Genomic DNA, 21,641 nt, shown 5'->3' with positions numbered 1-21,641 from the left:
CGGGAAAAGTCGTGGTGTGCGCGGCGATGAAGAAGCTGCTGCAGCTGGCTTATGGCGTGCTGAAATCGGGTCGTCCGTTCGATGCCGAAATATGTCTTGCCAGGTAACCGGCAAGACGGTATCTACAATGATACGGCCTCAAGTGTTACCCATGTGACCGGTTTATATTCTCATCGTCCCAGTTGTCGCCTGGATTGTAGGGTGCGCATTAATGCGCACCTGGATATTCACATCAACGCCCCCAGCTGAACGGCACCGCCTGTCTTACCCCGCTCTCCTGCGTCTCCCACCACAAATCACCTGCGTTCTGCCTCTCGCTCTTATCGTCACGCTCTTATGACGCAAGCCATGACTTTTGCCGCAAACCTGGTTACCATCGCCGCAACCTTTTGCGACGAAAAATGGCAGCGAAATGAAATTTGTCTCTTTTAACATCAACGGTTTGCGCGCACGCCCTCATCAGCTGGCGGCGCTGGTTGAACAGCATCAACCGGATGTCATCGGCCTCCAGGAAACCAAAGTGCACGATGACATGTTCCCGCTGGAAGAGGTCAGCAAACTCGGTTACAACGTGTTTTATCACGGCCAGAAAGGCCATTACGGCGTGGCGCTGCTGACCAAGACGCAGCCGGTAGCAGTTCGACGCGGTTTTCCTGATGACGGCGAAGATTCCCAGCGACGTCTGATCATGGCAGAAATTCCCAGCCCGATTGGCGATATCACCGTCATCAACGGTTACTTCCCGCAGGGGGAAAGCCGTGACCATCCCATCAAGTTCCCGGCCAAAGAGAAGTTTTATCGCGACCTGCAAAGCTATCTCGAGCAGCAACTGGCAGCCGACAAGCCGGTGCTGATCATGGGCGATATGAACATCAGCAGTACTGACCTGGACATTGGTATTGGTGAAGAGAACCGCAAGCGCTGGCTGCGCACCGGCAAATGCTCTTTCCTGCCGGAAGAGCGCGAGTGGATGGACCGTTTGCTGCAGTGGGGACTGGTCGATACGTGGCGTGAGAAAAACCCGGAGACCGCAGATCGCTTCTCGTGGTTCGACTATCGCTCAAAAGGATTTGATGACAACCGCGGTCTGCGCATCGATCTGCTGCTGGCCAGCCCACCTCTGGCGTCGCGCTGCATCGACAGCGGCATCGACTACGACATTCGCAGTATGGACAAACCGTCCGATCACGCGCCAGTGTGGTCCAGTTTCAAGCTGTAACTGAACAGCGTGGCGCCTGCGCGCCACGCCCGCTTATTTAATGATTTTCCAAATCAGCGGATTGGTGCCCAGCACTTTTTCGTCACGCGCACACTGCAGCAGTACGCCCTCTGCTTTCACCACGGCGCCTTCGGAGTAGCTGCGGTTTTCATAGATACAGCACTGCAGGCAGTTGTTCTGCTGACGATTCTGCCCCTGCGTCCACACTTCCGGCGGCATATCCACCACCACATCGGTATTGCCCATTCGCGCGGGCTCCGGCTGGCGATTAGCCAGCGCGGCATGGCTGCACAGCAGCAGCCCACTCAGCAACAGCGTTGCGTAACGCATTATTCCGTCTCCTTCGTTTTGCGCCGGGGCGTTTTGCCTTTACTGCGCGTCTTCGCTCCGGTCGCGGCTAATCCACGAAAAGCCTGCAGCGACGGCCTCTGGCGCGCCTCACCGATCAGTCCGATCAAGGTACTGACCAGCGGCTGCATAAACTCATCATAGCGACAGGCTTTTTCACTGATGCGGGTAAGCGTTGACTCCCAGTGCGCCGTCATATCCGGCCGCGCGGCCATCTCAGGTAACGCATGAATCAGCGCCCTGCCCGCCTCGGTTGAGTGAATATAGCGACCTTTTTTCACCAGAAATGTACGGCGGAACAGCAATTCTATGATGCCGGCACGCGTCGCTTCCGTTCCTAAACCATCGGTCGCACGCAGCACTTTCTTTAATTCTTTATCCTGCACAAAGCGGGCAATACCGGTCATGGCCGACAGCAGCGTGGCGTCGGTGAACGGCCGCGGCGGCTGAGTCTGCTTCGCCAGCACCTCACCACGCTCACACAACAGCTCATCGCCTTTACTCACCACCGGCAGCGGCGTGCCATCATTCTCTTCATCGCGCTCTTTACTGCCCAGCAGCGCACGCCAGCCGGCTTCGGCAAGAAAACGTGCTTTGGCGACGAACCTGCCACCGCCGATATCGAGGTCGATGACGCATTTGCGAAATACCGCGTCGGGACAAAACTGCATCAGATACTGGCGCGCAATCAGACCGTAAATATTGGCTTCATTGTCGCTCAGGTTCACCTTGCTGGCGCGCGCCGTAGGAACGATGGCATGGTGCGCATCCACTTTTTTATCGTCCCAGCAGCGATTTTTCTGATCCGCATTGAAATCCGCTGGCAGCGACACGTCCGGCTGATGCGCCTGAATAGCGTTCAGCACCGCATGGCGTCCGGCAAAATGTTCATCCGGCAGATAGCGGCTGTCCGAACGCGGATACGTAATCAGCTTATGGGTTTCATACAAACGCTGACAGCAGTCCAGAACCGTCTGGGCACTCAGGCCAAAACGCTTTGCCGCCTCGATTTGCAGGCTGGAGAGGGAAAATGGCAGCGGCGCCGTTTCTGACTCCCGCTTATCGTTGTAGCCGGTAACCCACGCCGGTTTGCCGTTGATACGTTCAAGCACGTGGTCAGCGAGAGGACGATGCAGCAAACGGCCCTCGTCATCCTGCCACGGTTCACAGGCATCGCTGGGGATCCAGCTGGCAACGAAGCGCTCCTCTTTCGGGGTGACGATGTGCGCTTTAACTTCGAAGTAATCTTTCGGCACAAAGTTTTCGATCTCTTCATCGCGCCTCACCACCAGCCCCAGCACCGGCGTCTGAACGCGTCCCACCGAGAGCACGCCGTCGTAACCGGCGTTGCGGCCCAGCAGCGTCCAGGCGCGGGTCATGTTGATGCCATACAGCCAGTCAGCGCGCGCCCGGGCCAGCGCCGAGACGCACAGCGGAATGAATTCACGGTTCTCGCGCAAACGGCTCACCGCGCGCTCGACCGCCGCAGGGTTGAGGTCGTTAATCAGGCAGCGCTGCACCTGCTGGCGCTTTTCAGCCGGCAGCTGCAGATAATCGAGCACTTCGTCGACCAGCAGTTGTCCTTCGCGATCCGGGTCACCGGCGTGCACCACCACGCTGGCCTGCTGCAGTAAGCCCTCGATCACTTTGAGCTGCTTCGCCACCGACGGGCGCGGCTGCAGGCGCCATTTATCCGGGATGATGGGTAAATCCGCCAGATTCCAGCGCGCATAGCGGCTGTCATAGCTGTCAGGCTGCGCCTGCTCCAGCAGATGCCCGACACACCAGGTCACAACCTGGTCATTACCACAGGCAATATAGCCGTCGCCACGTCGATGCGGTTTGGGTAGCACATCGGCGATAGCGCGTGCCAGACTGGGTTTTTCAGCAATAAACAAACGCATGAATGGCGTCGTTCCTTTACGTCAGGTGACTACAGTAATCAGTGGATGGGCGCGGTCGGCCGGCAGCAGTGTGCCAATCGCCGTGGCCTCAACGCCAGCCTGCGCGGCGCACGCGTGAAACGCCGCAATAGCGTCAGGCTGTACCGCCACCAGCAGCCCGCCGGAAGTTTGCGGATCGCACAGCAGTGCGCGCGTGGCCTCATCCATGGCAGAAATGTGCTCGCCGTAGCTGGCGAAGTTGCGGCTGGTGCCGCCCGGCACCGCGCCTGCCGCAATGTACTGGTCCACGCCGGGCAGACGCGGTACCTGTGCGGCCTGCACGTGCGCGCGCAGGCCGGAGCCCAGACAGATTTCACTCAGGTGCCCCAGCAGACCAAAGCCGGTGACATCGGTCATGGCGCTGACGCCGGGCAGTTTAGCAAATTCCGCCCCTGCGCTATTGAGCTGGCACATCACCTGCGCCGCCAGCGTCTGATGCTCCGCACGCAGCAGCCCTTTTTTCTCTGCGGTAGTCAGAATACCGATGCCGAGCGGTTTGGTGAGGAACAACTCGCAGCCCGCCTGCGCAGCGCTGTTCTTTTTCACGCGCGCTACGTCAACGATGCCGGTAACGGCAAGGCCAAAAATCGGTTCCGGCGCATCAATTGAGTGACCACCCGCCAGCGCGATGCCGGCCGCCTGGCAGGCCGCGCGACCGCCTTCAATCACCTGCTGTGCCACCTTCGCATCCAGCACATTAACCGGCCAGCCGAGAATAGCGATGGCCATGATCGGTTTGCCGCCCATGGCGTAAATATCACTGATGGCGTTGGTGGCCGCGATACGGCCAAAGGTGTGCGGATCGTCAACGATGGGCATAAAGAAGTCAGTGGTGCTGACCACCGCCGTGCCGTTGCCAAGATCGTACACGGCAGCATCGTCACGGGTTTCATTGCCGACCAGCAGTTGCGGATCGTGAAAGGCAGCCAGTTCGCTGTGCAGAATGGTCTCAAGCACCTGAGGTGAAATTTTACAGCCGCAGCCAGCGCCGTGGCTGTATTGCGTCAAACGAAGCGGTTCGCTCATGGCGGGTTCCTTGTGCGCTGAACAGAGAGGGCTATGTTAGCCTGGCAGCCCGCTGCTGGTAAGCGCTGTCGCAGCTAAGCGCGATCTTTCGCACAGCGACTGTGCAATCAGTGTCGTTGCATGCACCTTGCCGCAGAAACCCGCTGCTGTCTGTCAGAAATAACTGACAAAAGCCTCGCTATCGGGCGCAACCACGGTGGTATTCGCTTTCAGCTGCGGCGTTCCGAGGTAGAGGAAACCCACAATCGCATCCTGCTCGCGGCAGCCAAAGGAGGCGCGTACCTGCGGATGATCGGTCCACGGCCCGCTGCGCCAGATGCCGTTAAAGCCCTGCGCGACGGCCGCCATTTGCATCGCCATCACCGCGCAACCCGCGGACACGACCTGCTCCCAGCGCGGCACTTTGGCGGAGGCTTCGCAGTGCGCGACAACGGTGATGATCATTGGCGCGCGGAATGGTGACGTCCGGGCCTTCTCGATAGCTTTGTCATCCAGCTGGCTGTCGCGTGCGGCCTGCTCCAGCAGATGGCTGAAGCGTTCGCGCCCCTCATTTTCAATGATGATGAAGCGCCACGGCTGCAGCGTGCCGTGATCCGGTGCGCGCATACCCGCGTGCAGAATATTCCGCAGCACTTCACCGGCGGGTGCCGGCTCGGTCAGGCGCGACGCTGAACGACGGTTTACCAGTAATTCCAGTGCATCCATCTTGATTCTCCCGTGATTAACAAAGCGTGGGCTAATCCTGGCACAGCGCGATCTTTTGTAACAGTCTGGCGCGATTTCCTGCTGACTTTTCGCACGCTGCTCTTTAGGATGAACCCGACATCGGGGCAGACCGCATACCGGCTGCCCTGGCTACGTGAATATGGAGAGTTTATGCGCACATTGTGGCGAATTATTGCTGGCCTGTTCCGCTGGAGCTGGCGGGTGCTGAATTTTATCCGGGAATTTATCCTGAATCTGTTCCTGATTGTGTTAATTCTGGCCGGCGTCGGCATCTGGCTGCAGCTATCCAGCGCCAGCAGCAGTGAACCGGTGCAGCAGGGTGCGCTGAAAGTCGATCTGAGCGGCGTGCTGGTGGACAAACCGTCGGTCAGCAATCGTCTGAGCCGTATCAGCCGCCAGCTACTGGGTGCCAGCAGCGATCGTTTGCAGGAAAACTCGTTGTTTGATGTGGTCGATGCGATTCGTCAGGCAAAGAGCGATAAAAATATCACCGGCATGGTGCTGGATCTGCGCGATTTTGCCGGCGGCGATCAGCCTTCGCTGCAGTACGTGGGTAAGGCGCTGCGCGAATTCCGCGACGCAGGCAAACCCATTTTTGCCCTCGGCGACAGCTATAGCCAGGCGCAATATTATCTCGCCAGCTACGCCACGAAGGTGTACCTGTCGCCGCAGGGCACGGTAGATCTGCACGGTTTCGCCACCAACGGCCTGTATTACAAATCCCTGCTGGACAAGCTGAAAGTCAGTTCACACGTGTTCCGTGTCGGCACCTATAAGTCCGCAGTTGAACCTTTCCTGCGTGATGATATGTCGCCGGAAGCGCGCGATGCTGACGGCCGCTGGGTCGGCCAGCTGTGGCAGAACTACCTCAACACGGTGTCCGCCAACCGGCAAATCACGCCGCAGCAGCTGTTCCCGGGGGCGGCGGGCATCATCAGCGGTCTGCAGGCCGTTCAGGGCGATACCGCTAAATATGCCCTGGATAACAAACTGGTGGATGTGCTGGATTCGCGCGCTGCCGCCGATCGCGAGCTGGTGAAAACCTTCGGTTGGGATAAAGCCAGCAATGACTACCGCAACGTCAGCATCTATGACTACAACGTCAAACAACCTACGCAGCAGGATGGCAACATTGCGGTGATTCTCGCCAGTGGCGCCATCATGGACGGCGAAGAGAGCGCCGGTAACGTCGGTGGCGACACCACCGCTGCGCAAATCCGTGACGCCCGCCTCGACGACAAAATCAAAGCCATCGTGCTGCGCGTCAACAGCCCGGGCGGCAGCGTAACGGCCTCTGAAGCCATCCGCGAAGAGCTGGCGGCGGCGCACGACGCCGGCAAGCCGGTGGTGGTGTCGATGGGCGGCATGGCGGCATCGGGCGGCTACTGGATCTCCACACCGGCCGACTACATCGTCGCTGCGCCGAGCACCCTGACCGGATCGATCGGCATCTTTGGCGTGATCAATACGGTGGAGAATAGCCTGAGCAGCATCGGCGTGCACAGCGATGGCGTTGCCACCTCGCCGCTGGCGGATGTGTCGACCACCAAAGCGCTGCCGGCTGAAGTGCAGCAGCTGATGCAGCTGACCATTGAAAACGGTTATCGCAACTTTGTTGGACTGGTGGCGGTGTCACGCCATAAAACGCCACAGCAGATTGATGCCATTGCGCAGGGTCACGTCTGGACCGGTAGCGATGCTAAAGCCAATGGGCTGGTGGATGCGCTGGGCGACTTCGACGATGCGGTGGCCAAAGCCGCCGAGCTGGCGAAGGTCGCGAAACCTGAACTGAGCTGGTATCAGGACGATCCGGGAATGATCGACCTGCTGCTGAACCAGATGAACGCGTCAGTGCAGGCCGTACTGCCGGCCGCGCTGAAAGTGTGGCTGCCGGCACCGGTCAGCGAAGTGATGGGAACGCTGCAGGCGCAGCCGGGCCTGATGAATAATCTCAACGATCCGCAAAACCGTTACGCGTTCTGCCTGACCTGCGGCAACGTACGCTAATCTTTACAGCCCGGCCGCTGGTCGGGCTGCTTTTCCCCGCTAATCCCCTTATACTGCGCGTTTTACGGCAAGTCTGAGTCCATTCATGCAAAAGAAAAATATCTATGTAGCCTACACGGGCGGGACCATCGGTATGCAACGCTCCGCGCAGGGTTACATTCCGGTCTCTGGCCATCTGCAGCAGCAGCTGGCGATGATGCCAGAGTTTCACCGTCCGGAAATGCCGGATTTCACCATCCACGAATACCATCCGCTGATTGACTCCTCGGATATGACGCCGCAGGACTGGCAGTCAATCGCTGACGACATCCAGCTGAACTACGATCGCTATGACGGTTTCGTCATTCTGCATGGCACCGATACCATGGCGTTCACCGCGTCGGCGCTGTCGTTCATGCTGGAGAACCTGGCCAAGCCGGTGATCGTCACCGGGTCGCAGATCCCGCTGGCCGAGTTGCGCTCAGACGGTCAGCAGAACCTGCTGAACTCGCTGTACGTCGCGGCTAACTATCCGATTAATGAAGTGGCGCTGTTCTTCAACAACACGCTATTCCGCGGTAACCGCACCACCAAAGCCCACGCCGACGGCTTTAATGCGTTTGCGTCACCGAACCTGTCGCCGCTGCTGGAAGCAGGCATCCATATTCGCCGTCTCAATACGCCACCAGCACCGCGCGGCAGCGGTGAGCTGATCGTCCATCCGATCACGCCTCAGCCGATTGGCGTGGTGACCATCTATCCAGGCATCTCTGCCGACGTGGTGCGCAATTTCCTGCGTCAGCCGGTGAAGGCGCTGATTCTGCGCTCTTACGGTGTGGGCAACGCGCCACAAAACGCCGAGTTTCTTGCCGAACTGCAGCAGGCCAGCGAGCGCGGCATTGTGGTGGTGAACCTGACGCAGTGCATGTCCGGCAAGGTCAACATGGGCGGTTACGCCACCGGCAACGCACTGGAACACGCCGGCGTGATCAGTGGTTTTGATCTGACCGTCGAGGCCACCCTGACTAAACTGCACTTTTTGTTAAGCCAGAACCTCACCAGCGCTGAAATTCGTGCCAAAATGCAGCAGAATTTACGTGGCGAACTGACCGAAGACTGATACGGAGCAAAATCCCATGAAGCGGGCATTGATAATCATCGATATTCAGAACGATTTTTGCCCCGGCGGCCCGATGGCCGTGCGTGAAGGTGACCAGACGGTTGCCGTTGCTAATCGCTATGCACGCGAATTCCGCGCGCGCGGTGAATGCGTGGTGGCGTTGCAGGACTGGCATCCGGCCAATCACGGCAGCTTTGCCTCGGTCTCTGGCGAGCCGGTGTATACCCTCGGTGAACTGAATGGTCTGGCGCAGATCTGGTGGCCGGATCACGGCGTGCAGCACTCACAGGGCGCGGATTTCCATCCGGATCTTGATCGCAGTCTGATTGATGCGGTGTTTCATAAAGGCGGCGATGTGGATGTGGATAGCTACAGCGCCTTTTTCGATAACGGGCACCGCCGCAAAACCGAGCTCGACAGCTGGCTGCGCGAGCGCGGCATTACTCACCTGGTGATGCTGGGCCTGGCGACCGATTACTGCGTCAAGTACAGCGTGCTGGATGCGCTGGAACTGGGATATCACGTTGAGGTGGTGCAGGAAGGCTGCCGGGGCGTCAATCTCAATCCGGACGACAGCGAGATCGCGATCGCGCAGATGCAGGCGCAGGGTGCGGTCATTATCTGAAAATCAGGGCTGGAGCTCTCCAGCCCTGCAGCCGGTTAATGCAGGTTGATGCGCGTCACGTCGGACTCGATTCCCCACTCTTCCTTCAGCTGTTTTTTCGACTTCATCACCATCTCGCCGCCTTTACCGATGGTCATGTGCTGCGGTTCGTCGTTGTGCCGCGCCTGCCACAGCATCACCAGCTGCAGACAGTTATCTTTCTGATCCTGCGTCAGCGCCACGCCGTCTGGCCACTTGCCGGTTTCCACCGCGGTGGCGAGGCGCTCGTAGACTTCCGGCGTCATCGCCGCCAGCATTGCTTCCAGTTCCTGCTTCATGCTCAGCCCTCGTGCTGATTGCCCTGCTCGTCGGTAAAGTTCAGCGACGCTGAGTTGACACAATAGCGCTCACCGGTTGGCTGCGGGCCATCCGGGAAGACGTGGCCCAGATGGGCGTCGCAGTTACCGCAGCGGATTTCGACGCGGTGCATACCGTGCGAGTCATCTTCCAGATAGCGGATAGCTTCATCGTTATACGGCTGGTAAAAGCTCGGCCAGCCGCAGCCGGAGTCATACTTGGTTTCGGAGAGAAACAGCGGTGCGTTGCAGACCAGGCAGTGATAGATACCCTCCTGCTTGTTGTGCAACAGCGCGCCGGTGAAAGGCGGTTCGGTTCCACGATGCTGAGTGACGTAGCGCTGCATTTCCGACAGCTGGGCAATTTTTGCCTCGGGTGCGGTGTCTTTAGCCATTTTGAGTTCCGGAGTGTCATTCTGTAAAAATCGTCTAGTATTCTAACAAACGAACAACATCTTCCGGGTCTTTTTTCGTGCGGATGCTTTTGCCCCGACCAGCACTGCGCAATTTTGTGATGACGATCACTCTTTGCAACAGTCATCCCTTTTTAGTCTGCATTCGGCGTAAGATAGGTGCGCAATAAGGGCGCTGCGCAAGCGTTTGCGCACCCAATTATTCCTGGCGCTGGAATTGACCTGTCGCAACAATTGACACGATTCCGCTTGACGCCTGGTAAGGTTTTTGTAATTTTACAGCCAACCTTTTATTCACTAACAAATAGCTGGTGGAATATATGACTATCAAAGTAGGTATCAACGGTTTTGGCCGTATCGGTCGCATCGTTTTCCGTGCTGCTCAGCAGCGTTCTGACATCGAAATCGTCGCGATCAACGACCTGCTCGACGCCGATTACATGGCTTACATGCTGAAGTATGACTCTACACACGGTCGTTTCGACGGCACCGTAGAAGTGAAAGATGGCGCGCTGATCGTTAACGGTAAAAAAATCCGTGTTACCGCTGAGAAAGACCCGGCTAACCTGAAATGGGACGAAGTGGGCGTTGACGTTGTTGCTGAAGCAACCGGTATCTTCCTGACCGACGAAACCGCACGTAAACACATCACTGCCGGCGCGAAGAAAGTGGTTCTGACTGGCCCGTCTAAAGATGACACCCCAATGTTCGTTCGTGGTGCCAACTTCGACAAATATGCCGGCCAGGACATCGTGTCTAACGCTTCCTGCACCACCAACTGCCTGGCACCGCTGGCTAAAGTAATCAACGACAAGTTCGGTATCGTTGAAGGTCTGATGACCACTGTTCACGCCACCACCGCCACTCAGAAAACCGTTGATGGCCCGTCTCACAAAGACTGGCGCGGCGGCCGCGGTGCAGCGCAGAACATCATCCCATCTTCTACCGGCGCAGCAAAAGCAGTAGGCAAAGTTCTGCCAGAGCTGAACGGTAAACTGACCGGTATGGCGTTCCGCGTACCAACACCAAACGTGTCTGTGGTTGACCTGACCGTTCGTCTGGAAAAACCAGCGTCTTACAAAGACATCTGTGCAGCCATCAAAGCCGCTGCTGAAGGTGACATGAAAGACGTGCTGGGCTACATCGAAGACGACGTGGTTTCTACCGACTTCAACGGCGAAACCCTGACTTCCGTGTTCGACGCGAAAGCCGGTATCGCTCTGAACGACAACTTTGTGAAACTGGTTTCCTGGTACGATAACGAAACCGGTTACTCCAACAAGGTTCTGGATCTGATTGCACTGGTTGCTGCTAAGTAAGCTAACCGGCTAAACAGACAAGGGGTGACTTCGGTCGCCCCTTTTTTTTCGATTGGATGAGAGAAGGTCTGACAATGCACAATTCGCTCTTTAACTTGCCCGTGGTGACGCAGATCACCCCTTACCTGTCGCAGCGTCAGATGGGTGAATTGCCAATTCTGGTGATCAGCCATCCGAAAGTGCGCGCCGCCATTGCACTGCAGGGTGCGCACCTGCTGGCATGGCAGCCGGCCGGTCAGCAGCCCGCCATCTGGCTCAGCGACAAGACGCCATTCGTCAGCGGAAAAGCCATTCGCGGCGGCGTGCCGGTCTGCTGGCCGTGGTTTGGTCCGGCAGGTGAACCTGCGCATGGCTTTGCCCGCAATCAGCCGTGGACGCTGACGGCGCATGATGAGAACGAAGATGCGGTCATGCTGACGTTCACGCTGGAAAGTAATGCACAAACGAAAAAACTGTGGCCGCACGACTTCACACTGCTGGCGCGCTTCCGCATTGCTGAACACTGTGAGATTGAGCTGGAAGCCTGGGGCGATTATGAAGCCACTGCCGCGCTGCACAGCTATTTTCAGGTGGCGGACATTGCGCAGGTTGAAGTCAGCGGGCTCGGCAACAGCTACATCGATAAGGTGCAGGACAGTGCCATCGGCAGCGCAGCGGACGGGAAACAAACTTATCCCGATCGGGTTGATCGCATTCATACCGCAGCGGAAGACTGCAGCGTGATCCACGATCGCGCCGGTAAACGCCAGATTGAAGTCTATCACCATTATCAAAGTGACGTTGTCACTTGGAATCCTGGCCCGGAACTGTCCTGCAGCATGGCCGATATGCCTAATGATGGTTATAAAACCATGGTATGCGTGGAGACGGCGCGGATTAGCAAACCGATGAAAAGTGCCGGAGAAACCCCTGCCCGCCTTGGCGTCACGCTGAGAATCCGCAATAAGTAATGCTGAACGGCGCGCACGCGCCGTTTACACCACATCCAGCGCCAGTTTGTGCTGCGGCGGCGGAAAGGCGCGATCCAGCAGCGCCAGCTCATCGCTGGTCAGGGTGATATTCAGGCCCGCCGCATTCTCCTGCACGTGCGCCACGCTGCCCGCCTTGGGAATGGCCATTACGCCCGGCTGGCGAATCACCCAGCTCAACAGCAACTGAGCGATGCTGATGCCCTTCTGTTGTGCAATCTGCTGCAGAGTCGCATCGTCAAACAGCGCCTGACGCAGCCGTCCGGCCTGCGCCAGCGGACAGTAAGCCATGACGGGCGTATGGTGCTGCTGACAGAGCGGCAGTAAATCAAATTCAATGCCGCGCGAAGCCAGATGGTACAGCACCTGATTAGTCGCGCAGCCCATCCCTCCGGCTTCACTCCACAGCTCCTGCAGATCGTCGCTATCAAAATTGGAGACGCCCCAGTGGCGGATTTTGCCCTGCTGCTGCAGCGTTTGCATGGCGCGCACGGTCTCTTCCAGCGGTACATTACCGCGCCAGTGCAACAGATAAAGATCGAGATAGTCCGTCTGCAGACGGCGCAGACTGCGCTCACAGGCGTCAATCGCATCGACCTCACCGGCATTCCACGGGTAAACTTTTGATACCAGCCAGGCTTGATCGCGCCGGCCGCGCAGCGCAGCGCCGACCACCTCTTCCGCGCCGCCTTCGGCATACATCTCAGCGGTATCGATCAGTTTCAGTCCGGCGTCCAGTCCAGCCTGCAGCGCAGCGATTTCCTGCGCCCGCTGTGCCGGATTCTCGCCCATATACCAGGTGCCCTGGCCGATAGCCGGTAACGGCGTATCGTCGTTAAACTGAATCGTCTTCATCTCACCTCCCGTTGCGCCATTACGGGGCGCAATATTGGTGCAAGGTAACAAAAACGCCTCATTATGAGGCGTTCGTGCGGTCATCAGAAGCTGTAGCTGACGCCGGTCCACAGCGTAAACTGACCGTCTTTATCCACCATCGGACTGTCTTTAATTTCGCTGGCGAAGCGGGTGTAACGGCCTGACAGGCTGGCGTTCCAGCTCTCGCTAATCTGATAGCTGGCGTTCATCTCGACGTAAGGCGACCAGCTGTCGTCAGGGTGATAGCGATCGATGCCGGTACGCGCGCTTTCGTGGCCGGAAACGCCGTAGTAATAGCGGTTTTGGTTGGCACTGTTCCACATTGCGCCAATGCCCGGCGTCAGGCTGAACGCGCCGAAATCAAAGCGGTACAGATAGGTCAGGTCCCAGATCATGCCGTTGCTGTTATTCAGCACATCGCCCAGCAGCGCGGTACGCACAATCCCCCAGTCAGCGACGTGACGATAAGTCGCGCCGGCCATCAGCGTCATGCGACGCTTGTCCAGCCCTTTCATATCGCCCAGATCGTTATCTTTCGGGTCATACTGCTGCGGCGAGCCCAGCAGCGTTAACGACAGCTGATTTTGCGGGTCTTTCCACAGGTAATAACCACCCTGCAGGCTGCGGAACCAAAAGTTTTCCCCCTCATAATTGATGACCGGGATCGGCCGATATCGGTCCTGGCCGCCGCGGTACGGCGACTGGGCATAAATAACCGAAGCCCCAAGTGACACGGGTTCAGCGTAAGTGCTGAACGCCGCAAAATAGCAAGGACACATCAGAGCAAGCGCTTTAAGTTTGAAATGGTTCACAATTTATTCATTCCATTAATATAACAATCACACGCAGAGTCTAACCAAATTTTGCCACTGGTTTAACTTTTAATGTTGATTTCCTTTTTATCTTGTCAGAAGCGTCTGAGACGCAGCGCACCTGTTGCCGCAAGGGCGTGACGGCCTTAGCGCTTATGAGACTTTGTTATTGATATATCGCTAAATAAGGAGAAAAGACGGAGCAATTTTTCTGATTGCCTTCTACAGTAAAAGTAAGACGAGAATTTTTTGTACGAGCAGAGTAACCATAAGAATTGTGAATCCCGATAAAAAATCGTCAGGTTGGCATAAGGGTTGCTGTACTCAATAAAGAATATCTTCCGGGAGCTGCAAGAGCATCTTATTACGCTCCTTTACCTGTGCTAAAAACGAAAGGACGGGCATCGCTATGAATATATTCGATCACTATCGTCAGCGTTATGAAGCTGCCAAGGACGAAGAGTTCACACTGCAGGAATTCCTCACCATCTGTAAGCAGGATCGCAGTGCATACGCCAACGCGGCAGAACGACTATTGATGGCCATCGGTGAGCCTGTGATGGTCGATACTGCCCAGGAGCCTCGCCTTTCCCGTATCTTCTCTAACCGCGTCATCGGACGCTATCCGGCCTTTGAAGAGTTTTACGGTATGGAGGAAGCGATTGAGCAGATCGTCTCCTACCTGAAACACGCCGCGCAGGGGCTGGAGGAGAAGAAACAGATTCTGTACCTGCTCGGCCCGGTGGGCGGCGGTAAATCCTCGCTGGCCGAACGGCTTAAAGCGCTGATGCAGCGCGTGCCAATCTATGTGCTGAGTGCCGACGGTGAACGCAGCCCGGTCAATGACCATCCGCTGTGCCTGTTTAATCCGCAGGAAGACGCCAATATTCTGGAAAAAGAGTACGGCGTGCCGCGGCGTTACCTTGGCACCATTATGTCGCCGTGGGCGGCAAAACGGTTGCATGACTTTGGCGGCGACATCACCCGCTTCAAAGTGGTGAAAGTGTGGCCGTCGATTCTGGAACAGCTGGCTATCGCCAAAACCGAACCGGGTGATGAGAACAACCAGGATATTTCAGCGCTGGTGGGTAAAGTGGATATCCGTAAGCTGGAAAACCACGCGCAAAACGATCCGGATGCCTACGGTTATTCGGGTGCGCTGTGCCGCGCCAACCAGGGCATCATGGAATTCGTGGAGATGTTCAAAGCACCCATTAAAGTGCTGCATCCGCTGCTGACCGCTACTCAGGAAGGTAACTATAACGGTACCGAAGGGATTTCCGCCCTGCCGTTTAACGGCATTATTCTGGCGCACTCCAACGAGTCAGAATGGGTGACATTCCGTAACAACAAGAACAACGAAGCTTTCCTTGACCGTGTATACATCGTGAAGGTGCCTTACTGCCTGCGCGTATCCGAGGAGATCAAAATTTATGAAAAACTGCTCAACCACAGTGAGCTGACCACCGCGCCTTGCGCACCCGGCACGCTGGAAACGCTGGCGCGCTTCTCGATTCTGTCGCGCCTGAAAGAGCCGGAAAACTCCAGTATCTACTCGAAGATGCGCGTCTATGACGGTGAAAGCCTGAAAGACACCGATCCGAAAGCGAAATCGTGGCAGGAGTATCACGATTACGCCGGTGTGGATGAAGGCATGAACGGCCTGTCGACCCGCTTCGCCTTTAAGATTCTGTCACGCGTGTTTAACTTCGACCATGCCGAAGTAGCGGCTAACCCGGTGCACCTGTTTTACGTGCTGGAACAGCAGATCGAGCGCGAGCAGTTCCCGCAGGATCAGGCGGAGAAGTATCTGGAACACCTGAAAGGCTATCTGATTCCGAAATATGCGGAGTTCATTGGCAAAGAGATTCAGACCGCTTACCTCGAATCCTATTCGGAGTATGGTCAGAATATCTTCGACCGCTACGTCACTTACGCGGATTTCTGGATTCAGGATCAGGAGTACCGCGATCCGGATACCGGCCAGCTGTTCGATCGTGAATCACTCAACGCCGAGCTGGAAAAGATCGAGAAACCTGCCGGGATCAGTAATCCGAAAGATTTCCGTAACGAGATTGTTAACTTTGTGCTGCGCGCACGGGCACAGAATAACGGACGCAATCCAAACTGGACCAGCTACGAAAAACTGCGCACGGTGATCGAGAAGAAAATGTTCTCCAACACCGAGGAGTTGCTGCCGGTGATTTCGTTCAACACTAAAACATCCACGGACGAACAGAAAAAACACGACGATTTTGTCGATCGCATGATGGAAAAAGGCTATACCCGCAAGCAGGTGCGTCTGCTGTGCGAATGGTATCTGCGCGTGCGCAAATCGTCATAATCGACAGCGGTAAGCTACGCGGCATCCACATGCCGCCTGAGGAGGCCGGACCCGTTCCGGCCTGGCTTACAGCGTAGTTTGGGGGAATTTATGGCCTATTTCATCGATCGGCGTCTTAACGGTAAGAATAAAAGTGCGGTCAACCGGCAGCGCTTTTTGCGCCGTTATAAGTCGCAAATCAAACAGTCGATCTCCGAGGCCATCAACAAGCGTTCGGTCACCGACGTGGAGAGTGGCGAATCGGTGTCGATTCCTATCGACGACATCAACGAGCCGATTTTCCATCAGGGGCGCGGCGGCAGCCGCCATCGCGTGCATCCGGGGAACGACCACTTTGTGCAAAACGACCGCATTGAGCGGCCGCAGGGCGGCGGTGGCAGCGGCAGCGGTCAGGGCAATGCCAGCCAGGACGGAGAAGGTCAGGACGAGTTCGTGTTTCAGATTTCGAAGGATGAATACCTCGATCTGCTGTTTGAAGATTTAGCACTGCCTAACCTGCGCAAAAATCAGCATCGCCAGCTCAATGAGTACAAAACTCACCGCGCGGGCTTCACCTCTAATGGCGTGCCGGCCAACATCAGCGTGGTACGCTCGCTGCAAAACTCGCTGGCGCGACGAACCGCCATGACCGCAGGCAAACGTCGTATGTTGCATGAACTGGAAGCCACACTGAGCGAAGTCGAAAACAGCGAGCCGGCGCAACTGCTGGAAGAGGAGCGATTGCGCAAGGAGATTGCGGAACTGCGGGCACGCATTGAGCGCGTGCCGTTTATCGACACCTTTGACCTGCGCTACAAGAATTTCGAGAAGCGGCCTGAACCGTCCAGCCAGGCGGTAATGTTCTGCTTAATGGACGTTTCCGGTTCGATGGACCAGGCAACCAAGGACATGGCGAAACGCTTTTATATCCTGCTCTATCTTTTCCTCAGCCGGACTTACAAAAACGTCGATGTGGTGTATATCCGTCACCATACTCAGGCGAAAGAAGTCGATGAACAGGAGTTCTTCTACTCGCAGGAGACCGGCGGCACCATCGTCTCCAGCGCGCTTAAGCTGATGGACGAAGTGGTGAAAGAGCGTTATGACCCGTCGCAGTGGAATATCTATGCGGCGCAGGCCTCGGACGGCGATAATTGGGCGGATGACTCACCGTTGTGTCATGAAATTCTGGCGAAGCATATTCTGCCGGTGGTGCGCTACTACAGCTACATTGAGATTACCCGACGGGCGCACCAGACCCTGTGGCGCGAGTATGAGCATCTGCAGGCGATGTTTGATAACTTTGCCATTCAGCACATCCGCGAGCCGGAAGACATCTACCCGGTATTTCGTGAGCTTTTCCATAAACAGGTCGCTGAAGCCTGAGTTTACCAGCCGGTCACCGACCGGCTTTTTCTTTACCCCGCCCGGCTTAACCCCTCTGAAAACTCTGCTGTTTTTCTGTGCGGATTTAACCTTCTATGGGATAGCACGCCACAGAATGAAAAAATGTGCAATTAACCGCTGACAAGCTATTGATAAGGCATTATCTTTTCACCTTGTCTGTGTGAATTGCCCGCAATTTGCTTTTTTATGCCCCGCCGCAGGAGAACGCCGTTGAATGCCAGCATGATTTACAGTTTGTTCATTATTGGTTCCGTGCTGGTCGCAGCAAGTATTCTGCTGAGTTCCTTCTCGTCGCGTCTCGGTATCCCGATTCTGGTGATCTTCCTGGCGCTGGGGATGCTGACCGGCGTGGACGGCATCGGCGGTATTGCCTTTGATAACTATCCGGTGGCCTATCTGGTGTCCAACCTGGCGCTGGCGATTATTCTGCTCGACGGCGGCATGCGCACCAAGGCCAGCTCGTTCAAGGTGGCGCTTGGTCCGGCGCTGTCGCTGGCCACCGTTGGCGTGATGATTACCGCCGGCCTCACCGGTCTGGCTGCCGCCTGGCTGTTTAAGCTCGATCTGATGCAGGGCTTCCTGATTGGCGCCATTATCGGCTCGACCGACGCCGCAGCGGTGTTTTCACTGCTGGGCGACAAAGGGCTTAACGAGCGCGTCAGTTCCACGCTGGAGATTGAATCAGGCAGCAACGATCCGATGGCGGTGTTTCTTACCATTACGCTAATCGACATGATCCAGCAGGGGCAGAGCGGCCTGAGCTGGATGTTTGTGGTGCATCTGGTGCAGCAGTTCGGCCTTGGCATTGTGCTCGGACTGGGCGGCGGCTGGGCGCTGCAGCAACTGATCAACCGCATCAGCCTGGCACAAGGGCTCTATCCGCTGCTGGCGCTGAGCGGCGGCATCATTGTGTTTGCCCTGACCACGGTGATGGAAGGCAGCGGCATTCTGGCGGTGTATCTGTGTGGTTTTCTGCTGGGCAACAGCCCGATTCGTAACCGCCACGGCATTCTGCAGACTTTCGACGGCATGGCCTGGCTGAGCCAGATTGGTATGTTTATCGTGCTCGGCCTGCTGGTGACGCCGTCTGACCTGTGGCATATCGCGCTGCCGGCGATGATTCTCTCACTGTGGCTGATTCTGGTGGCGCGTCCGCTGTCGATTCTGGTCGGGCTGCTGCCGTTTAAAGGCTTTACCGGACGTGAACGCATCTTTATCAGCTGGGTAGGCCTGCGCGGTGCGGTGCCGATTATCCTCGCGGTGTTCCCGATGATGGCCGGGCTGGAGAATTCAAAACTCTACTTCAATATCGCCTTCTTCGTGGTTCTGGTATCTCTGATGCTGCAGGGCACGTCGCTGGGCTATGCCGCTAAACGGGCTAAGGTGGTGGTACCGCCGACCGCGTCGCCCATCAGCCGCGTCGGGCTGGATATCCATCCGGAAAATCCGTGGGAGCAGTTCGTTTATCAGCTCAGCGCCGACAAATGGTGCGTTGGCGCCGCGCTGCGCGATTTGCAAATGCCGCGCGAAACGCGCATTGCCGCCCTGTTCCGCGATAACGCGCTGATGCACCCCAACGGCAATACGCGTCTGAAAGAGGGTGACGTGCTGTGCGTTATTGGCCGTGAGCGCGATTTGCCGGCGCTGGGCAAGATGTTCAGCCAGACGCCGCCGGTGGCGCTGGATCAGCGCTTCTTTGGTGACTTTATCCTTGATGCCGAGGCGCGCCTGCGCGATGTCGCGCAGATCTATGGCCTGGAGCTCGATGAAGAGACTAACGATCAGCAGTCGCTCGGCCAGTTGATTATGGGTCTGCTCGGCAGCACGCCGGTGGTGGGAGATCAGGTCGAGTGGAACCAGCTGACGTGGACGGTGGCGGAAAAAGAGGATAACCAGATCGTCAAAATCGGGGTGCGCGTGCGGGAAGAGAAGGAATAATCCGAGGCCGTATCGCTCGTAAACTGCGTGTCAGCGTCTATGATCACTATTCCACCCAGCAAACGGGAGAAGATGATGGGACACGTGGTGAAGATTGGTCGTTACGAGATCGTCGATGCAGTAATGGATGTGGAGAAGCTGGATACCGTCGGCATCCCCTGCCATACCAACCCCGGCCTGAGTTATCAGCTCGACGGCTGGGATCATGAAACCAGCGTACCGGCGTGGATTGATGGCGAACCGGTTGATCTGCAAATCGGCCACTATGACAAGCAGCAAGACCGCTGGGTATTGAAAAAACCGGCCTGATATTTTCCTCACCGCCATTCACTTTGACTGGCGGTCATTCCGAAAAGTAGTCTTAAAATAGTCTGTGATTTCACGGCACCTTTTACTTTTATTATTATTTTTCAAGAAATTAGCTGGCCTGTACTTTAATCAAATATTGTTTTTTCAGACTCTTTCCATATTAACTCTGTCAAATAACTCCTGCATACTCTTAAACGTTGCTGCAGCTTTTCGTGACGTAAATCACGTCTCAAACGGCCCTTTCCATGCAGCGCTTATGGCAGCACTGACTCATATCTCGCTGAATATTATTTTATTTCTGCTTTCAGCGGACGACTCCTGAGCGCGTACTTGATTCTGGTCAGGCCATCTTTTACTTAAGAAAAGAGAGCAGGTTTTATGGCAAGTACATTGGTAATGAACGATGCAACCCGCTCGTGGAGCGGACTGCGCAAAAATCTCATCGCGAAAGTGGCACTCAGCTTTTCGGATTTAATTGCACTGAACCTGGCATTATTTTTATCCGCGGCCACCGTCCAGGGTATTTGGGGAGAACTGGACAGTTTTATTCCGCCGCAGCAAATTGAATACCGCTTTGTCGCACAGTTAGGTCTGTCAGTGCTGTGCACAGCCTGGTTCTGGGTGCGTATGCGCCACTACACCTACCGCAAACCGTTCTGGTTTGAGCTGAAAGAAATCGTCAAAACGCTCTTTGTGTTTTCGCTGCTGGATCTGGCGCTGATTGCCTTTTCCAAATGGGACTTCTCGCGCATGGTGTGGGTGTTTAGCTGGACCTATGCCCTGCTGCTGCTGCCGCTAATGCGCGCCGGCGTGAAGCGTGCCATCAACCGCGCTGGTCAGTGGCAAAAAGAGACCATTATCATCGGCTCCGGTAAAAACGCCATGGAAGCCTACGCAGCGCTGCAGAGCGAGGAGATCCTCGGCTATAACGTGCAGGCGTTTATCTCGCTGGACGATGAGCCTCACCAGGAAAATGTTAACCGCGTGCCGGTTATTACCTGGAAAGACATCAACTGGCAAACCATGGACCGTGACAACACGCAATTTATCGTCGCCACCGAATTTGAACAGCAGGTGGTGCGCGATAAATGGCTGAAGTTTCTGTCCAAGATGAAATGCCGCTCAATTTCGGTTATCCCTACGCTGCGCGGTGTGCCGCTGTATGGCACCGATATGTCGTTTATCTTCAGCCATGAAGTGATGATCCTGCGCGTCAGTAACAACCTGGCGAAACGCTCCTCGCGTTTCCTCAAGCGCACTTTCGACGTGGTGGTTGCCTCCCTGCTGCTGCTGTTTCTTGCCCCGGTGTTCGGTCTGCTGTGCTGGATGGTAAAACGCGATGGCGGCAATGCCATTTATGGCCACGAACGCGTCGGTCAGGATGGCGTGAAGTTTAAGTGCCTGAAGTTCCGTTCAATGGTGACTAACTCGCAGGAAGTGCTGCAGAATCTGCTGGCCACCAGTGCCGAAGCGCGCGCTGAATGGGATCGTGATTTCAAACTGAAGAACGATCCGCGCATCACCAAAATCGGTGGCTTCCTGCGGAAAACCAGCCTGGATGAACTGCCCCAGCTGTGGAACGTGATTCGCGGCGAAATGAGTCTGGTGGGACCGCGTCCGGTGATTGAAGCTGAGCTGGAACGCTACGCGGGCGATGTCGACTACTATCTGATGGCCAAACCGGGCATGACCGGCCTGTGGCAGGTCAGCGGGCGTAACGATATCGACTACGACACGCGCGTCTATTTTGACTCCTGGTACGTGAAGAACTGGGCGCTGTGGACCGACATCGCCATTCTGTTCAAAACCGCTGGCGTGGTGCTGCGCCGCGACGGTGCTTACTGATACCCTCGACGCGATGTCTGCGCCGTCCCGGCAGACATCGCCTTTTCGTTTTAGCCCTTTCTTTTTGGCCGCAGACTCATTACCCTTCTCGCCTGTTTAACAG

19 protein-coding genes and 1 pseudogene are annotated in these 21,641 nt (G+C 56.4%); 12 read left to right on the top strand and 8 right to left on the bottom strand.

What is annotated here, in order from left to right:
* Together C1Y43_RS16965 and xthA are read left to right on the top strand one after the other, a co-directional pair.
* A pseudogene (locus C1Y43_RS16965) lies at positions 1-107 on the top strand (IS110 family transposase); the annotation flags it as partial.
* Positions 108-412: 305 nt separating this feature from the next.
* The gene (xthA, locus tag C1Y43_RS16960; protein WP_104189042.1) at positions 413-1,219 is read left to right on the top strand and encodes an exodeoxyribonuclease III; all 807 of its coding nucleotides are present in this window, start codon (positions 413-415) and stop codon (positions 1,217-1,219) included.
* 33 nt (positions 1,220-1,252) lie between these two features.
* On the opposite strand, the gene C1Y43_RS16955 is transcribed toward xthA, so the two are convergent.
* The 4 genes from C1Y43_RS16955 to C1Y43_RS16940 form a co-directional block, all read right to left on the bottom strand.
* The gene (locus C1Y43_RS16955) at positions 1,253-1,549 is read right to left on the bottom strand and encodes a YnjH family protein (RefSeq protein ID WP_021510070.1); all 297 of its coding nucleotides are present in this window, start codon (positions 1,547-1,549) and stop codon (positions 1,253-1,255) included.
* Positions 1,549-3,471 (bottom strand): DNA topoisomerase III, encoded by a 1,923-nt coding sequence (locus C1Y43_RS16950; protein WP_104189030.1) that lies wholly within the window; start codon positions 3,469-3,471, stop codon positions 1,549-1,551. The genes C1Y43_RS16955 and C1Y43_RS16950 overlap by 1 nt, the downstream gene beginning before the upstream one ends.
* 21 nt (positions 3,472-3,492) lie before the next feature.
* On the bottom strand, positions 3,493-4,536 hold the full coding sequence (selD, locus tag C1Y43_RS16945; RefSeq protein WP_104189028.1) for a selenide, water dikinase SelD: 1,044 nt from the start codon (positions 4,534-4,536) through the stop codon (positions 3,493-3,495).
* A gap of 153 nt (positions 4,537-4,689) precedes the next feature.
* Positions 4,690-5,241 (bottom strand): NAD(P)H nitroreductase, encoded by a 552-nt coding sequence (locus C1Y43_RS16940; protein WP_104189026.1) that lies wholly within the window; start codon positions 5,239-5,241, stop codon positions 4,690-4,692.
* Positions 5,242-5,412: 171 nt separating this feature from the next.
* Between C1Y43_RS16940 and sppA the strand changes: the two genes are divergently transcribed.
* From sppA to pncA, 3 genes are all read left to right on the top strand, one after another.
* The gene (sppA, locus tag C1Y43_RS16935; RefSeq protein WP_104189025.1) at positions 5,413-7,269 is read left to right on the top strand and encodes a signal peptide peptidase SppA; all 1,857 of its coding nucleotides are present in this window, start codon (positions 5,413-5,415) and stop codon (positions 7,267-7,269) included.
* A gap of 85 nt (positions 7,270-7,354) precedes the next feature.
* On the top strand, positions 7,355-8,368 hold the full coding sequence (ansA, locus tag C1Y43_RS16930) for an asparaginase (RefSeq protein ID WP_058757717.1): 1,014 nt from the start codon (positions 7,355-7,357) through the stop codon (positions 8,366-8,368).
* A 16-nt stretch (positions 8,369-8,384) separates the two neighbouring features.
* Complete coding sequence (gene pncA / locus C1Y43_RS16925; protein ID WP_031280213.1) at positions 8,385-8,993, top strand: bifunctional nicotinamidase/pyrazinamidase; 609 nt, start codon at positions 8,385-8,387, stop codon at positions 8,991-8,993.
* A 35-nt stretch (positions 8,994-9,028) separates the two neighbouring features.
* Here the strand turns inward: pncA and C1Y43_RS16920 are convergent, their stop codons facing one another.
* Together C1Y43_RS16920 and msrB are read right to left on the bottom strand one after the other, a co-directional pair.
* Entirely contained in the window at positions 9,029-9,310 is a 282-nt protein-coding gene (locus C1Y43_RS16920; protein ID WP_104189023.1) for a YeaC family protein, read from the bottom strand.
* Positions 9,311-9,312: 2 nt separating this feature from the next.
* The gene (gene msrB, locus C1Y43_RS16915; protein WP_021510062.1) at positions 9,313-9,723 is read right to left on the bottom strand and encodes a peptide-methionine (R)-S-oxide reductase MsrB; all 411 of its coding nucleotides are present in this window, start codon (positions 9,721-9,723) and stop codon (positions 9,313-9,315) included.
* A 338-nt stretch (positions 9,724-10,061) separates the two neighbouring features.
* On the opposite strand from msrB, the gene gapA reads away from it, so the two are divergent.
* Together gapA and C1Y43_RS16905 are read left to right on the top strand one after the other, a co-directional pair.
* Positions 10,062-11,060, top strand: a complete 999-nt coding sequence (gene gapA, locus C1Y43_RS16910) for a glyceraldehyde-3-phosphate dehydrogenase (protein WP_021510061.1) — start codon at positions 10,062-10,064, stop codon at positions 11,058-11,060.
* A gap of 74 nt (positions 11,061-11,134) precedes the next feature.
* Entirely contained in the window at positions 11,135-12,010 is an 876-nt protein-coding gene (locus C1Y43_RS16905) for a D-hexose-6-phosphate mutarotase (RefSeq protein ID WP_104189021.1), read from the top strand.
* Positions 12,011-12,034: 24 nt separating this feature from the next.
* Here the strand turns inward: C1Y43_RS16905 and C1Y43_RS16900 are convergent, their stop codons facing one another.
* Positions 12,035-12,883 carry an aldo/keto reductase gene (locus C1Y43_RS16900; RefSeq protein ID WP_104189019.1) on the bottom strand — a complete coding sequence of 283 codons (849 nt, stop codon included), beginning with the start codon at positions 12,881-12,883 and terminating at the stop codon, positions 12,035-12,037.
* 83 nt (positions 12,884-12,966) lie between these two features.
* Positions 12,967-13,716: a MipA/OmpV family protein gene (locus tag C1Y43_RS16895; RefSeq protein WP_104189017.1), complete on the bottom strand. Its 750-nt coding sequence runs from the start codon at positions 13,714-13,716 to the stop codon at positions 12,967-12,969.
* 409 nt (positions 13,717-14,125) lie between these two features.
* Here C1Y43_RS16895 and yeaG point away from each other — a divergent pair, with 409 nt between their 5' ends.
* The 5 genes from yeaG (at position 14,126) to wbaP (ending at position 21,538) form a co-directional block, all read left to right on the top strand.
* Positions 14,126-16,060 (top strand): protein kinase YeaG, encoded by a 1,935-nt coding sequence (gene yeaG, locus C1Y43_RS16890; protein WP_021510057.1) that lies wholly within the window; start codon positions 14,126-14,128, stop codon positions 16,058-16,060.
* 90 nt (positions 16,061-16,150) lie between these two features.
* Positions 16,151-17,425, top strand: a complete 1,275-nt coding sequence (locus C1Y43_RS16885) for a YeaH/YhbH family protein (protein WP_104189040.1) — start codon at positions 16,151-16,153, stop codon at positions 17,423-17,425.
* Positions 17,426-17,656: 231 nt separating this feature from the next.
* Positions 17,657-19,384 carry a potassium/proton antiporter gene (locus C1Y43_RS16880; protein WP_021510055.1) on the top strand — a complete coding sequence of 576 codons (1,728 nt, stop codon included), beginning with the start codon at positions 17,657-17,659 and terminating at the stop codon, positions 19,382-19,384.
* Positions 19,385-19,459: 75 nt separating this feature from the next.
* Positions 19,460-19,693: a DUF1480 family protein gene (locus C1Y43_RS16875; RefSeq protein ID WP_021510054.1), complete on the top strand. Its 234-nt coding sequence runs from the start codon at positions 19,460-19,462 to the stop codon at positions 19,691-19,693.
* Positions 19,694-20,071: 378 nt separating this feature from the next.
* Positions 20,072-21,538, top strand: a complete 1,467-nt coding sequence (gene wbaP, locus C1Y43_RS16870; protein ID WP_104189016.1) for an undecaprenyl-phosphate galactose phosphotransferase WbaP — start codon at positions 20,072-20,074, stop codon at positions 21,536-21,538.
* The last annotated feature ends 103 nt before the right edge of the window (positions 21,539-21,641 follow it).

Origin of the sequence: Pantoea sp. ICBG 828 (assembly GCF_002928355.1) — a bacterium.
Lineage (GTDB): Bacteria > Pseudomonadota > Gammaproteobacteria > Enterobacterales > Enterobacteriaceae > Pantoea > Pantoea dispersa.
Note: the sequence above shows the minus strand (reverse complement) of the source record. Positions and strands in the feature narration are given on the sequence as shown.